Raw genomic sequence first — 14,440 nt, forward strand, 5'->3', positions numbered from 1 at the left:
TGGGGATATAACAGTCTGAAGCGGCTCCGGGCCGTTTCAATGGGAGTAACAAGCGTGGCACGTATTGCCGGCGTAAACATTCCGACCAACAAGCGGGTCGTCATTGCCCTGCGTTATGTCTATGGCATCGGTCCGGCGACAGCGCAGTCCATCTGCATGAAGCTCGAAATTCCCGATGCCAAGCGCGTCAACGAGCTGTCTGACGACGAAATCGTCAAGATCCGCGAACTGATCGATTCCGAACTGCGCGTCGAAGGCGATCTTCGTCGTGAAACCGCAATGAACATCAAGCGTCTGATGGACCTCGGTTGCTACCGTGGCCTTCGTCACCGTCGTGGCCTCCCGGTCCGCGGTCAGCGTACGCACACCAATGCCCGTACCCGCAAGGGCAAGGCTGTGGCGATTGCAGGCAAGAAGAAGGTTACGCGCTAATCCGCGCATAATTTTTTTTCATCGACGTTTTGCTTAAACTTTTAGGACGACCTCTCTCATGGCGAAGGCCGCTGCTCCGCGTATCCGTAAAAAGGAACGCAAGAATATCATTTCCGGTGTTGCTCACGTGCTTTCCACGTTCAACAACACCATGATCACCATTTCTGACGCACAGGGCAACGCGATTGCCTGGTCGTCGTCGGGTGCGCAGGGCTTTAAAGGCTCCCGTAAGTCCACGCCGTATGCTGCTCAGGTCGCTGCAGAAGATGCCGGCCGCAAGGCACGCGAGCATGGCATGGAAACGCTTGAGATCGAGGTCTCCGGTCCGGGTTCGGGGCGTGAAAGCGCTCTTCGTGCTCTTCAGGCCGTAGGGTTCAACATTACGTCCATCCGCGACATGACGCCCGTGCCGCACAATGGCTGCCGTCCCCGGAAGCGTCGTCGCGTCTGAGTGATGCTGTGCTGCGTATCGCGTGCGATACGTAGCATCTGTAAGTGATTGCATCTTTTACCGCACCGATGGTGCGGGCCCAGGTGCCGCCAATCCCCTTGGCGTGCTTCGTTGTTTGAAAGGCCACGACCTTGGTTCTCCAGAAAAACTGGCAGTCCCTCATCAAGCCGGAGAAGCTTGAAGTCGAGCCCGGACCGGTTGCCTCGCGCATCGCCACTGTCGTGGCCGAGCCTCTGGAACGCGGCTTCGGCATGACGCTCGGTAATGCACTGCGTCGTATTCTCCTGTCGTCACTGCAGGGCGCTGCCGTGACCGCCATCCAGATCGATGGCGTGCTGCATGAATTCTCCGCCGTGCCGGGTGTGCGTGAAGACGTCACGGACATCGTCCTGAACGTCAAGCAGCTTGCTCTTCGCATGCATGGTGAAGGCCCCAAGCGCATGATCCTGACGGCCACTGGCCCGGGTGAAGTGACCGCTGGCCAGATCCAGGCAGGTCATGACATCGAGATCATGAATCCCGATCTGGTGATCTGCACGCTCGATGACGGCGTGAAGCTCGGCATGGAATTCACCGTCAATATGGGCAAGGGCTATGTTGCAGCAGCAGCAAACCGTCCCGAAGATGCTCCGATTGGCCTGATTCCCATCGATGCGATTTATTCGCCAGTCCGTCGGGTTTCCTATAAGATCGAGCAGACGCGTGTCGGTCAGGTCACTGACTATGACAAGCTGCTGTTGACGGTTGAGACCAACGGTGCGGTGACACCCGAAGACAGTTTGGCTCTTGCAGCCCGGATTCTTCAGGATCAGCTGCAGCTGTTCATCAACTTTGATGAGCCGCGTCCGGTCCAGCATGAAGAGCCGCAGGATGACCTGCCGTTCAACCGCAATCTTCTCCGCAAGGTTGACGAACTTGAGCTGTCGGTGCGTAGCGCCAACTGCCTTAAGAACGACAACATTGTTTACATTGGCGATCTGGTGCAGAAGTCCGAACAGGAAATGCTCCGTACGCCTAATTTCGGGCGCAAGTCGCTCAACGAGATCAAGGAAGTTCTCACCGGTATGGGGCTGTCGCTCGGCATGAGCGTCCCAGCCTGGCCGCCCGAGAACATCGAGGATCTGGCCAAGCGTCTCGACGAGACGTTCTGAGAACTTTCAAGGTAAGGAAAACTAGCAATGCGTCATGGTGTGAGCGGGCGTAAGCTCAATGTCACCTCTTCTCACCGCGCTGCCATGTTCCGCAACATGGCCGTGGCTCTCATCAAGCACGAGCAGATCACGACGACGCTCCCGAAGGCGAAAGAACTTCGCCCGGTCGTCGAAAAGCTGATCACGCTCGGCAAGCGTGGTGATCTGCACGCCCGTCGTCAGGCCTTCGCGCAGCTGCGTGACGATGCCGTCGTGACGAAGCTGTTCTCGGCTGTCGCCGAGCGTTACAAGGGACGTGCCGGTGGCTACTCCCGCGTTCTGAAAGCTGGCGTGCGTTATGGCGACAATGCCGATATGGCCGTGATCGAACTGGTTGATCGCGATGTCGCTGCGAAGGGCCAGGACAGCGGACCGAAGCAGAACGTTGCTGCGGAGCAGGAAGCCGCCTGAGGCTCCTGTTTTTTTAAGCATTGAGAAAGGCCGGGGCAGGAATGTCCCGGCCTTTTTTGATTCGTGGTTTCTTGGTCACGCAAGTGTGTGATATGTAGTCAGCACTCTTTGCAGAATCTTTCCTGTCTCTTTCAGAGACAGTCTGAATTTCCGTTCCTTCACAAGGCGCGGTTTCTCCCTTTTGAAGAATGCTCCGTCGTTCTTTTTCATAGGGGCTGCATCATTCTGAGAAACAGGCCCGAGCACTCTCGTAGGGCCTGCCACGACGCATCGAATATGTATCCCGGCAATGAGGCCCGGATGGGTTCGTGATGCGTCCAGCGTTTGGAGAGCGTTATAATGTCTGAATCTTCTCCTCCAAAACATGGGTTGGCGGAAACCCTTGGAATACCCAGAGCCCTGTTCTGGGCGTTCGTGGGACAGCTCCTGTTCATGGTCGGTGATGGTGTGGAGGCGGGGTATCTCGATACCTACATGCTCCATCATGGCCATACGCAGGGTTTCGTGAATGAAATGTTCACGTTTTATGGCATCACCGTGATGATCGCCGCCTGGTTCTCCGGGCCTCTGTCGGATCTCATGGGACCGAAGAAAGTCATGTGGCTTGGTCTCATTCTGTGGAGCGTGCTTGAAGTCGGGTTCCTGGCTCTGGGACTTGGGCCAAACAGTGGGCCGATGATCCTGATGTTCTATACGCTGCGAGGGTTTGCATACCCGCTGTTTGCGTATGGCTTCCTCGTCTGGATTGCCGCCGCAACGCCGACAGCCATGCTGGGCTCGGCGGCGGGCTGGTTTTGGTTTTCCTTTTCAGCAGGTCTGCCCACTCTGGGATCGCAGTTCGCACGCTTTGCCATTCCGGAAATTGGCGAGCTTCGCACCTTCTGGTGTTCCTTGGGGCTTGTGATTCTGGGCGGTCTTGTTGCGCTGCTGTTCACGCATGAACCGACGGGTAAGAAACGCCTTCTGCCGGACCATATTCCGACCAAGGATATTTTCTTCGGCTCCATGAGCATCATGTGGCGTGAGCCGAAGACGCTGATCGCGGGTATCGTTCGCGTGATTGATACATCTTCGGAATATGCGTTTCTCGCAATCATGCCCGCGTTTTTCGTGGATCATCTTGGCTTCTCCCTTGCCCAGTGGCTGAACCTTCTGTCGCTCATTTTCCTGAGCAACATCCTGTTCAACCTTGTCTCGGGCATGGTGGCCGATACGCTTGGACACCGGTTTGTCGTGGCCGTTTTCGGTGGGATCGGTGGTTTCGTGGCCATTCCGCTGTTTTATTATGTGCCGCTCTGGTTTCCGGGAAATTTCTGGGCCGTGGCCGCAGCAGGAATTTTCTATGGCGCGACCGTCGCGGCTTTCGTGCCGCTGTCAGGCTTAATGCCGCAGATCTGCCCACGCGAGAAAGCAGCGGCACTGTCCATCCTTGGTCTGGGCGCCGGTGCGTCCACATGGGTCGGACCGGCTGTTGTTGCTGGTTGTGAAGCGGTTTTCGGACCGGGCATGCAGTATGTGATCTGGACGTTTGCGGTGATCTATCTGCTGTCTGCCGGGATGACGATGGCTCTGACCATCTCTCCTGAAGCGCAGCGCTATAATGAAGAAGCCGCACGTCGGGGCGAAGATGCTCCGGCAGTCGGTCACTGAGTGGACGGTCTCATTCAGATCATCCCTTAAGTGTTCTGACGATGTAAAAGAAAAGGCAGTCCGATAGCGGACTGCCTTTTCTTGTGTTGGGAGGATGTCATGGCGGGAAGAAGATTTACGAACACGGATTCGGAGCGCTTGCAGCCCGGGATGATCGAGAGTTCCTGTAAAAGCGCGCTCGTAACAAAAATTTCTCGGGTAACAAAAGAAACGGAAGCACTTGTCAGTGATCTGATGGTGGATCAGCCTCTCTTCTGGCTGCTGGCCGCATCTTTTATCGGGTTTTTCCTGGGAAAGCGTCTTTTAAGAAGAAATTAAACTTCCGCACGTGCGTGACGTTACGACATGACCACGAACTCTTGGGCAAGGAACTGCCGTCATGCTGCACTACGCGATTGTTTTCTTCATCATTTCCATCATCGCCGGCGTTTTCGGTTTCTCAGGCATCTCTGCCGCCACAGCAGGTATTGCCAAGCTGTTTTTCATTCTCTTTCTGGTCCTGGCGGTGCTGGCCATTCTCGCAGGTGTGGCAGGACTGCACGCGCTCTGATCACCTGATACGATGCTGATATGAAGAGGGCGGGTGCCGATGGCCCCGCCCTTTTTTTATGATCTTTAGTTCCCGTTCTTGTCCCTCTGGATGAAGGAAGGCAGGAACGGATTATCCGTCTGAAGCGAATTTTTGCTTGGAAGCTGTTGCGTCGTCCAGCCTCCGCCCAGATCCGTCATGAGCTTGACCTCGGCGAGAAACTGCTGCTGCCGCACGCTGAGCTGGGTCTCCTGATACTGAAGGGCGTTCTGTTCGGCGGTGATGACTGTCGTGTAAATCTGCGTTCCGGCGAGATACTCGTTCATGGACACCTGAACGGCGCTTTCGGCGGTTTTCACGGCAGCATTCTGCAAGGCAAGCTGCTGATCGAGATAGCGCAGGCCGGACATCTGGTCCTCGGTGTCCTGAAGGGCTGCGAGAACCGTCTGGCGGTAGGTGGCTACGGCATTGTCGTAATCGGCTTCTGCGCTGCGCACCGCAGCGGAACGCGCGCCGCCCTGGAAGATGGTCTCGCTCGCCGCTGCACCGAGGCTCCATGTGCGCGTAGCAGTCTGGATCAGCTGTTCAAGAGGATTGCCGCTATAACCATAGGACGCGGAGAGCGTGACCTGTGGGAAGAACGCGCCGATCTCGTACCCGATTTCCGCATTATAGGCTTCCATGTTGCGCTCGGCCTGCGCCACGTCCGGACGACGCTGAAGCAGCATGGAGGGCACGGCGACGGGGGCGGCGGGGATCGTCTCGGGGAGGGGAGAGGCTGCCAGCGTGAGTTCTGCTGGAGCCCGGCCCGTCAGCATGGCGATGGCGTGCTCGTACTGTGCGCGGGCGATATGGGCGTTTGACAGGCTGGCCTGCGTCGATTGCAGCAGGTAGCGGGCCTGAAGAACGCTGGTCGGATCAGCGACACCGGCATCAAGCTGATTCTGGAGGATTTCCAGATTGTGGCGATACAGATCCACGTTGCGGGCATAGAGCGCAATCAGGCTGTCCTGATAGCGCAGATCGAAATAGTCCTGCGCGAGTTGAAGCTGATAGGACAGCCGCATGTTCGCAACGAGGGCGGCGTCGGCCTGTGTGGCGGCAACCTGCTGCTGAACCTGCCGGCGGATCATGCCCCAGACGTCGACGGTCCAGCTTGCGGACGGTCCGGTGGTCCATGTGTTGGACGTGTAGGACTGGCTGGACGTGTAGGGAATGCCGTTGCTGGCATTCGAGGTGCTGCCGCCCTGTGAGTTGCGGTTGAAGCTGAACTTGCCGCTCAGGGTCGGGAAAAGCTGCGCACGGATCGAATCAATCGTTGCGGCCGCCTTGCGGTACTGTGCTTCATATTCTTTCAGGCTCTGGTTGGACGTGGCCACGCGTTCTTCAAGGTCGTTGAGAACGGGATCGTTAAAGATCGTCCACCAGTCTCCTTTGGGCATTTTCGCAAGATCGGGGGCAGCCATCTGCCAGCCCGGCGGCGGGGGCGCTTCCTTGAATTTGGCGGAGATGATGGCTTTCGGACGATGATAGTTCGGCCCGACCATGCCGCCGATACAGCCGCTCAGGAAAGGCAGGGTCGCTGCCCCCAGCAGGGCAGTGCGCAGGGTGGATTTACGGAGGGCGGGCATCAGGACTGTGTTCCCCGGGCTGAAAGATGGAAAAAAGAGGCGACGTGGGCACGCAGACGGCCCATGGCGCGTCCGAACCGGTCGAGATACAGGAAAATGACGGGCGTGCTGTAGAGCGTCAGCAACTGGCTGACCACGAGACCGCCGAGAATGGCGATCCCCAGCGGTCGGCGGAGTTCGCAGCCATATCCGTTGCCGATGATGAGGGGCACGGCACCGAACGCAGCGGCCAGAGACGTCATAAGGATCGGGCGGAAACGCAGATGGCTGGCCTGACGGATAGCCTCTCTGGCCGACAGCCCTTCACGCTGCGCCACGAGGGCGAAGTCGATCAGCATGATGGCGTTTTTTTTGACGATGCCGATGAGCAGGATCACGCCGATCATGGCCATGAGGGAGAATTCCTCTCCGCAGATCTGAAGAGCCAGAATGGCGCCGACGCCTGCGGATGGCAGCGTTGAGAGGATCGTTAGGGGATGGATCAGGCTCTCATACAGGACGCCCAGCACGATATAGACGGCGGCGAGGGCGGCGAGGATCAGCAGAACCTCACTCCCTGCGGATTTCTGGAAAGCCGCCGCGTTGCCCGCAAACCCGCCGTGAATGTCTGACGGGACATGCAGCTTTACCATGGCGGCCTGAACGGCATCCACGGCCGTGCCAAGCGAGACGCCGGGAGCAAGGTTGAAGGACACGGTCGTCGCGACGGATTGTCCTTCATGGCTGACGGTCAGGGCCGTGTTGGTATTGCGCTGGCGTGAGAGGACGGACAGGGGGACCATGTTGTCCACGCTGGTGGCGACGGCTGCACCGCTTGATGCCGATTTTCCACCTGCCAGCGCGTTGGCGACCGAGTTCTGATAAGACTGCTCACTCTGCGACAGGGTCGTGACAGCCGTTGTGGTGCGGGCGCGGATGTTGTTCGATGCCGTTCCGCCTGCTGCTGTTCCGCCGGACGTGCTGATCCACATCTGTTGCAGCATCGACGGATCCTGCCAGTAGCGGGGCGCTGCTTCCATGATGACGCGGTACTGGTTGAGGGTGCCGTAGATAATGGAGGCGGCGCGCTGGCCGAACGCATCATAGAGCGTGTTGGAAATGAGCTGTGGCGTGACGGAGTAGCGGGCTTCCGTGTCGCGGTTGATCGCGATGTTGATCCCCTGACCGCCCTGTTCCACGTCCGATGTCACGTCCATGAGCTCCGGCAGTCTGGAAAGCGCGGTCACGATCTTGGGAGTCCATTCGAACAGGTCTTCCGCGGAAGGGCCCTCAAGCGAATACTGATAGGCGGCGTCTCCGGGCCGCGCGCCCGTCCGGACACTGCCGGGGGCCATCAGACGGAGCTGCGCGCCAGGAATATGGGAGAACCTGCGGGTCAGGCGCTGGATGGTGGTCGCAAGATCGTCCGTTCGCTCGGACTTGGGCTTAAGTGCGATGAACATGTTGGCTGAGTTGGCCGAACGTCCACCGACACCGCCCATGACGCCTACGACATCCCGGTCGGACGCGACGCTCTTCATGGCCTTGACCACGATTTTCTGAAGCGCCTGAAACGAGATCGACTGATCGGCGACCACGCGCCCCATGATCTGCCCGGTGTCTTCGGAAGGGAAGAAACCCTTGGGCATCTTCACATACAGCACACCGGCCAGCACCAGAGTGGCGGGCAGGGACATCGCGATCAGGAACTGATGCCCCAAGGCCCAGTCCAGCGATTTGCCGTAACCCGACGTTGTGGCGCTGATCATGCGTTCGAGGAAACGGCCGGTTTTCTTCCACAGACCGGGGCCGTTATCGTCCGTGTGGGTCAGGAGCTGGGCGCTGATCATGGGCGTCAGCGTGAGGGACAGGAGCAACGAAATACAGAGCGTGATGACCATGGTCATCGCGAACTCATGGAACAGCCGCCCCGCGATCCCGCCCATGAGCATGATCGGTGCAAACACCACGATCAGCGAGACCGTGATCGAAACGACCGTGAACGCGACTTCGGTCGTGCCTTTGATAGCGGCATCCTGTCGGTCGTAACCCATCTCCATGTAGCGCGCGATATTTTCCAGAACGACGATGGCATCATCGACCACGAAGCCCGTCGAGATCGTCAGGGCCATCAGTGACATGTTGTCGAGCTGGTACCCCATCAGCGCCATGGCCCCGAAGGTTCCGACGATCGAGACCGGCACCACGATGGCCGGAACCATGATGGCGGACAGACTGCGCAGGAACAGCAGGACGACGACGACGACGAGCACGACGGCGATCACGAGGGTCTGTTTCGTATCGTCCAGCGAGGCGCGGATCGTCTTGGAGCGGTCGATCAGGATCGAAATATTGGTATTGCCGGGCAGGGCGGACTGAAGGGCTGGCAGGCGGCCGCGGATGCCGTCGATCGTCTTGATGACGTTCGCGCCACCCTGCGAGAAGACCGTACAGATGATGGCGGCATTTCCGTTCAGATACCCCGCCTGTCGGAGATCTTCGACGCTGTTCTTGACGTCCGCCAGATCCGTCAGGCGGACAGGCTGGTTGTTGCGATAGGCGATGACCAGATCGCGGTATTCTTCCGCATCCGTCGCCTGATCGTTGGTGGAGAGCATCATCCGCTCGCCATTGGCATCCAGAAAACCTTTGGGCGTATGAGCATTGGCGGAGGCGAGGGCAGCGCGCAGATCCTCGAAGCCGATCCCGTAATGGAACAGGCGCAGCGGATTGATTTCAACACGCACGGCGGGAAGGGACGCGCCGCGGATTTCCACATCACCGACGCCCTGGATCTGGCTGAGCTGGGGGATGAGGATGTTACTTGCGAAATCGTAGAGTTCTTGCGGCGTCCGGGTGCTGGACGATAGCGTCAAAGCGAGGATGGGCGGACCGTTGGAGTTCGCCTTCATATAGGTCGGATTGCTGCGAAGGCTGGTGGGCAGATCCTGCCGTGCGCCCTGCAAAGCGGCTTCCACGTCACGCGCAGCACCGTTGATGTCTCGTGACAGGTCGAACTGAAGGGTGATGCGCGTCTGGTTGACCATGGATTCCGAGGTCATTTCCGTGACGCCGGAAATCGCCCCCAGATGTCGCTCCAGAGGCCCTGCGATCGTGCTCGCGATTTCTGAGGGGGAGCCACCGGGCTGGTTCGCGGTCACCATGATGACCGGAAAGTCCACGTCCGGCAGATCGGCGACGGGCAGGGCGAAATAGCCCATCACGCCGCCGATTACGAGAGCTACCGCCAGCAGCGTCGTGCCAACGGGCCTCAGGACAAAGAGGCGGACCAGATTCACGGAGCGCCTGTATGAGGGCTTGGAGACTGGGGCTGCGACGGTGGGCTATGGCGGCGGTGGCGCTGTATGAAGGCACGCGTTTTCGTCCCTAGTTCATCCATGAACAGATAGATGACGGGCGTGGTGAACAGGGTCAGAAGCTGGGACATCATCAGGCCGAAAACGATGGCCACACCCAGTGGTCGGCGCAGTTCGGAACCGACGCCCGTGCCGATCAGCAGGGGCAGGGCACCGAACAGGGCGGCCAGCGTCGTCATCAGGATCGGACGGAAGCGGAGCATCGCCGCCTGCTTGATGGATTCAAGCGGCGTATGGCCCTCCAGACGTTCGGCTTCGAGGGCGAAGTCGATCATCATGATGGCGTTTTTCTTCACGATGCCGATCAGCAACACGATGCCGATGATGCCCATGATGTCGAGATCCATCCCGAACAGATAGAGCCCGATCAGCGCACCGATGGCGGCGGAAGGCAGGGTGGAGAGGATCGTGATCGGGTGGATATAGCTCTCATAGAGAATACCCAGCACGATATAGACCGCGATCACGGCTGCCATGACCAGCCAGACCTCGTTCGATAGCGACGAGCGGAAGGCAGCCGCCGTGCCCTGGAAAGCAGTCTGGAACTCCGGCGGCAGGCCGATCTGCTTTTCCACACGCTCGATGGCGTTGGTCGCAGCCCCCAGCGAATAGCCGCTGGCGACGTTGAACGACACCGTCGTGGCCGGGAACTGGCCGAAATGGCTGATGAGCAGTGGGGCGAGGACATGCGTCATCGTCGTCACCTGCGACAGCGGCACGAGCCCCGATGTCGGCTGGCGCGTCGGGCCGGACGTGCTGCCACCGGCCTGCGAGGAAATGCCCGGCAGGTAAAGCTGGCTCAGGGATGTCAGGTCAGTCTGGAGTTTCGGATCGGCTTCCAGAATAACGCGGTACTGGTTGGACTGCGTGTAGATCGTCGTGATCTGGCGCTGGCCGTAGCTGTCATACAGCAGATTGTCGACCGTCTGCGGCGTGATGGAGTATCGCGCGCCGGTCGGCCGGTCGAGCGAAAGCTGGGCGACCAGCCCCTCGGCCTGAAGATCGGACGTGACATCCCGCAGCGACGGTTCCTTGCGCAGGGCATCCACGAATTTCGGCACCCAGATTTTGAAGGTGTCGTAATCTGGGTTTTCCAGCATGAACTGGTACTGCGTGGCGGAAATCGAGGAATCCAGAGACAGGTCCTGAATCGGCTGGACGTAAAGCTGCGCCCCGATCACCTGATCTCCGGTGGAGGACAGGCGATGCATGATGGCTTCAAGGCTGGACGTCCGCTGGTCACGCGGTTTGAGGTTGATCAGGAAGCGCCCGACATTCAGCGTCATGTTCTGGCCGTCGATACCCACGAAAGACGAGATGCTGGCGACATCCGGGTCTTTCAGGATCACGTCTCCAAGAGCGGCCTGACGGTTCTTCATGCCTTCAAAGGAGATGGCCTGCGACATCACGGAGATGCCCTGAATGACGCCGGTATCCTGTGTCGGGAAAAAGCCTTTGGGAATGGTCCAGGCCAGAACGCCGGTCAGGACGATCGTTCCCAAGGTGACCAGAAGGGTCGTGACACGAAAGCGCAGCACGACATCGAGCCAACGTCCGTAACCCGCGATCAGGGCGTTGATGCCGCGTTCGGTGCTATTGGACAGGCGGCTCCAGACTGTGTTTTTCGTGGACGGCGCATGCGTGTCGGACAGCAGACGGGCGCACATCATCGGCACCAGCGTCAGAGCGACGACGGCTGAAATGATGATGGTGATGGAGAGCGTCATCGCGAATTCATGGAACAGACGCCCAACGACGTCCTTCATGAACAGCAGGGGGATCAGCACGGCGATCAGCGAGACCGTCAGCGAGATAATGGTGAAGCCGATCTCCCCCGCGCCTTTGAGCGCAGCGGTGTAGCGGTCTTCCCCGGCCTCGACGTAACGGGCGATGTTTTCGATCACGACGATGGCGTCATCGACGACGAAGCCGGTCGCGATCGTCAGAGACATCAGCGACAGATTGTCGAGCGAGAAGCCCAGCAGATACATCGCAGCCAGCGTCCCGATCAGCGACAACGGAACGGACAGGCTGGGAATGATCGTCGCCGGAACATTTCGCAGGAACACGAAGATCACGCCCACCACGAGAAGCATGGCGAGCGCCAGTTCATATTCTACGTCGCTAACCGAGGCGCGAATGGTCGTGGTGCGGTCCGTCAGAGGCGTAACGTCAATGCCCGGCGGCAGGTCGAGTTTGAGCTGCGGCAGAACGCGCAGAACGTTGTCCACAACACCAATAACGTTCGCACCGGGCTGGCGCTGTACGTTCAGGATCAGCGCAGGCGTGCGGTTGGCCCAGGCGGCAAGCTGTGCGTTCTCAGCCCCTTCAACCACCGTCGCAATGTCGCGCACGCGGATCGGACCGTTGTTCTGATACGCGATCACCTGGTTCATGAGCTGTTCGACGGACTGGATCTGACCGTCGATGCGCAGGGACGTGGAGCGCTTGGGGCCGTCGAATGTGCCGGTTGGGGAGTTGACGTTGACCGTGCTGATGATGGTGCGCAGCGTGTCGATCGCGATGCCGTAAGAGGTCAGCTTCGGAATGTTGACCTGAATCCGGTACGCCTTGCGATTGCCGCCCGACAGGGTGACAAGACCGACGCCGGAAATCTGGCTGATCTTCTGTTCAAGCCGCGTGTTGACGTAATCTTCGACTTCAGGAAGCGGCAGCGTTTTTGACGTGATGCCGAGCGTCAGGACGGGGGTGTCCGCCGGATTGACCTTCGCATAGATCGGAGGGGCGGGCAGATCGCTCGGCAGCAAGGAGGTGGCGTTGTTGATCGCGGCCTGAACTTCCTGCTCGGCCACGTCCATCGACATGTCCAGCCCGAAGCGCAGCGTGACGACCGAAGCCCCACCAGAAGACTGAGACGTCATCTGGTCCAGCCCGGCCATCTGGCCGAGCTGGGTTTCCAGTGGTGCGGTGACGGATGTGCTCATCACGTCCGGCCCGGCACCCGGATAGAATGTCGAGACCGTGATCGTCGGATATTCGACCTGCGGCAGGGCTGAGACGGCCAGAAAATGGTAGCCGAGCAGACCGCTCAGCAGGATGGCGAACATCAGAAGGCTGGTGGCAACCGGGCGCTCGATGAACAGGCGGGACGGATTCACGATCTTGATGTTCCCTGTTTGACTGTTCTGAATGGCGATCAGTGGTTGCCGGTGTCGGCGGACGAGGACGGGTCGTTCTTCTGCTGGGGCGCATCCGAACTCTGCTGCCCGTCACGATGATGACGGTGCTGGCTGGCGCTCTTGTGCTCGGCTTCCGTCGTCTGCGCTGCTGCTGACGAGGTGTCGGGGATGGAGACCTTCTGGCCAGGGCGCAGATGGCTGACGCCATCCGTCACGATCCGGTCGCCGCTGCTCAAACCTTTTTCGATTACGGCGTTCGTGCCATCGGTCGTACCGACCGTCACGGGCACGACTTCCACGGTCATGTCAGGTTTGACGCGATAGACGAAGCGACCGTCCGGGCCTGTCTGAAGAGCATTGGCGGGCACGAGCAGGGCGTCATGCAGCGTCGTGACCAGCAGATGCGGGTTGACGAACTGGTTCGGGAAGAGGTGCTCGTCCTCGTTCGCAAAGATGCCACGCATCCGGACCGTACCCGTTGCGGTGTCGATCTGGCTGTCGAGCGCCTTGACGGTGCCGGTGGCAATTTTGTGGGTGTTGTCGCTGTCCCACGCTTCAACGGACAGTTCGCCGGTCTTGTCCAGATATTTCATGACCTCCTGCAGCTGATTCTGCGGAACCGTGAAGATCACGGAGATGGGCTGCATCATCGTCAGGATGGTCAGACCACCGGACTGGCCAGCCGTCACATAGTTGCCGATGTCGAGCACGCGGATACCGACACGGCCTTCGACCGGCGCAATGATGTGACAGTACATCACGTTCAGTTCGGCATTGCGGACATTGGCCCGGTCGAATTCGACCTGACCTTCAAGCTGCTGCACCGTGAATTCCTGATCGCGCGCCGTCATGGCGGAGGTCGAGTTCTGTTTGATCAACCGCTGGTAACGGGCGTTGTCCACACGGGCCTTTTCAAGCTGCGCCATATCGGCGGCCAGTGTGCCGCGATATTGGGCGAGCGTGGCCTCATAGGGGCGCGGGTCGATCAGTTCGAGTTCGTCACCCTTATGGACGTGCTGGCCTTCCTTATAATAAACGGCCGAGATATGGCCGTTGACGCGCGGCGTGATCGTCACGTTTGTCACGGGGACGACTGTGCCGAGCTCCTGAAAGATCACGGGCATGTCGCCGGTATGGACGGTTGCGACGGCAACGGGCTGCACGCTTCCATCGGCTGCGGCACCACGACCGTGCTTGTGTGTCGCGCCATGAGGGCGGAAGATCGCGAACAGGATCAGAAGAGCAATCAGAAGAACAACGCCCCAGAGGATCCAGCGCCGACGGCGGGACCGCGCAGGAGGGGGAGAAGACTGGGCGGTGCTGTTCGTAAGGCGGTCGCTGGAGCTGGCCGTCTGCTGATCCATGGTGGTTCTGTCTTTCCGCATAGCAGAGCGCAGGGCTCTCAGGCGACGATGTTATGTGTTTTCATGCTTATACGGCAGGAGGCCAGCGCCTGCCATGACGCGACCTTAAATCCTGTTCAGTTTTGGTAATGAAAATCAAAAAGACCGAAAATGATACTTTTCGTTACATTTATGGATATGAGGTTGGCCGCAGGGCTTGTCTCTTTTCGGTGCAACGATCATATCGGGTTGGAACCGGATGTCTCTGTTATGCGTTTGCATTGAGGACAGGTTAATCCGGACAGAG

The 14,440-nt window shown here is 59.2% G+C and carries 10 protein-coding genes; 6 read left to right on the plus strand and 4 right to left on the minus strand.

What is annotated here, in order from left to right; translation table 11 throughout:
- Positions 1–54 precede the first annotated feature (54 nt).
- The 6 genes from rpsM to JK208_RS08320 all read left to right on the plus strand — a co-directional run bounded on the left by rpsM (position 55) and on the right by JK208_RS08320 (position 4,684).
- Positions 55–432, plus strand: a complete 378-nt coding sequence (gene rpsM / locus JK208_RS08295) for a 30S ribosomal protein S13 (RefSeq protein WP_211575423.1) — start codon at positions 55–57, stop codon at positions 430–432.
- Positions 433–490: 58 nt separating this feature from the next.
- A complete protein-coding gene (gene rpsK / locus JK208_RS08300) occupies positions 491–883 on the plus strand; it encodes a 30S ribosomal protein S11 (protein ID WP_011251943.1) in 393 nt (130 codons plus the stop codon).
- A 131-nt stretch (positions 884–1,014) separates the two neighbouring features.
- Positions 1,015–2,034, plus strand: coding sequence for a DNA-directed RNA polymerase subunit alpha (locus JK208_RS08305; RefSeq protein ID WP_011251942.1), 1,020 nt, complete (start codon positions 1,015–1,017; stop codon positions 2,032–2,034).
- A 27-nt stretch (positions 2,035–2,061) separates the two neighbouring features.
- Positions 2,062–2,484 (plus strand): 50S ribosomal protein L17, encoded by a 423-nt coding sequence (gene rplQ, locus JK208_RS08310; protein WP_099286909.1) that lies wholly within the window; start codon positions 2,062–2,064, stop codon positions 2,482–2,484.
- Positions 2,485–2,823: 339 nt separating this feature from the next.
- Positions 2,824–4,134 (plus strand): MFS transporter, encoded by a 1,311-nt coding sequence (locus tag JK208_RS08315; RefSeq protein ID WP_211575431.1) that lies wholly within the window; start codon positions 2,824–2,826, stop codon positions 4,132–4,134.
- Positions 4,135–4,513: 379 nt separating this feature from the next.
- The gene (locus JK208_RS08320) at positions 4,514–4,684 is read left to right on the plus strand and encodes a DUF1328 domain-containing protein (protein ID WP_194262303.1); all 171 of its coding nucleotides are present in this window, start codon (positions 4,514–4,516) and stop codon (positions 4,682–4,684) included.
- A 65-nt stretch (positions 4,685–4,749) separates the two neighbouring features.
- Here JK208_RS08320 and JK208_RS08325 read toward each other — a convergent pair whose 3' ends face one another.
- Genes JK208_RS08325 through JK208_RS08340 form a run of 4 tightly spaced genes read right to left on the minus strand, consistent with a single transcriptional unit; the run spans position 4,750 to position 14,154 of the window.
- Positions 4,750–6,294: an efflux transporter outer membrane subunit gene (locus JK208_RS08325; RefSeq protein ID WP_194267935.1), complete on the minus strand. Its 1,545-nt coding sequence runs from the start codon at positions 6,292–6,294 to the stop codon at positions 4,750–4,752.
- Positions 6,294–9,572: an efflux RND transporter permease subunit gene (locus JK208_RS08330; RefSeq protein ID WP_211575435.1), complete on the minus strand. Its 3,279-nt coding sequence runs from the start codon at positions 9,570–9,572 to the stop codon at positions 6,294–6,296. Before JK208_RS08330 ends, JK208_RS08325 begins: the two co-directional genes overlap by 1 nt.
- Complete coding sequence (locus tag JK208_RS08335; RefSeq protein ID WP_211575436.1) at positions 9,569–12,769, minus strand: efflux RND transporter permease subunit; 3,201 nt, start codon at positions 12,767–12,769, stop codon at positions 9,569–9,571. Before JK208_RS08335 ends, JK208_RS08330 begins: the two co-directional genes overlap by 4 nt.
- Before the next feature lie 38 nt (positions 12,770–12,807).
- On the minus strand, positions 12,808–14,154 hold the full coding sequence (locus JK208_RS08340) for an efflux RND transporter periplasmic adaptor subunit (RefSeq protein ID WP_211575438.1): 1,347 nt from the start codon (positions 14,152–14,154) through the stop codon (positions 12,808–12,810).
- Positions 14,155–14,440 lie beyond the last annotated feature (286 nt).

This window comes from Gluconobacter sp. Dm-74 (assembly GCF_018256135.1).
GTDB lineage: Bacteria > Pseudomonadota > Alphaproteobacteria > Acetobacterales > Acetobacteraceae > Gluconobacter > Gluconobacter cadivus.

Excerpts from the sequence above, each read along its gene's own strand:
- JK208_RS08315 (WP_211575431.1), top strand. The coding sequence starts at position 2,824 with ATGTCTGAATCTTCTCCTCCAAAACATGGGTTGGCGGAAACCCTTGGA.
- JK208_RS08340 (WP_211575438.1), bottom strand. The coding sequence starts at position 14,154 with ATGGATCAGCAGACGGCCAGCTCCAGCGACCGCCTTACGAACAGCACC.
- JK208_RS08320 (WP_194262303.1), top strand. The coding sequence starts at position 4,514 with ATGCTGCACTACGCGATTGTTTTCTTCATCATTTCCATCATCGCCGGC.
- JK208_RS08325 (WP_194267935.1), bottom strand. The coding sequence starts at position 6,294 with ATGCCCGCCCTCCGTAAATCCACCCTGCGCACTGCCCTGCTGGGGGCA.
- rpsK (WP_011251943.1), top strand. The coding sequence starts at position 491 with ATGGCGAAGGCCGCTGCTCCGCGTATCCGTAAAAAGGAACGCAAGAAT.
- rplQ (WP_099286909.1), top strand. The coding sequence starts at position 2,062 with ATGCGTCATGGTGTGAGCGGGCGTAAGCTCAATGTCACCTCTTCTCAC.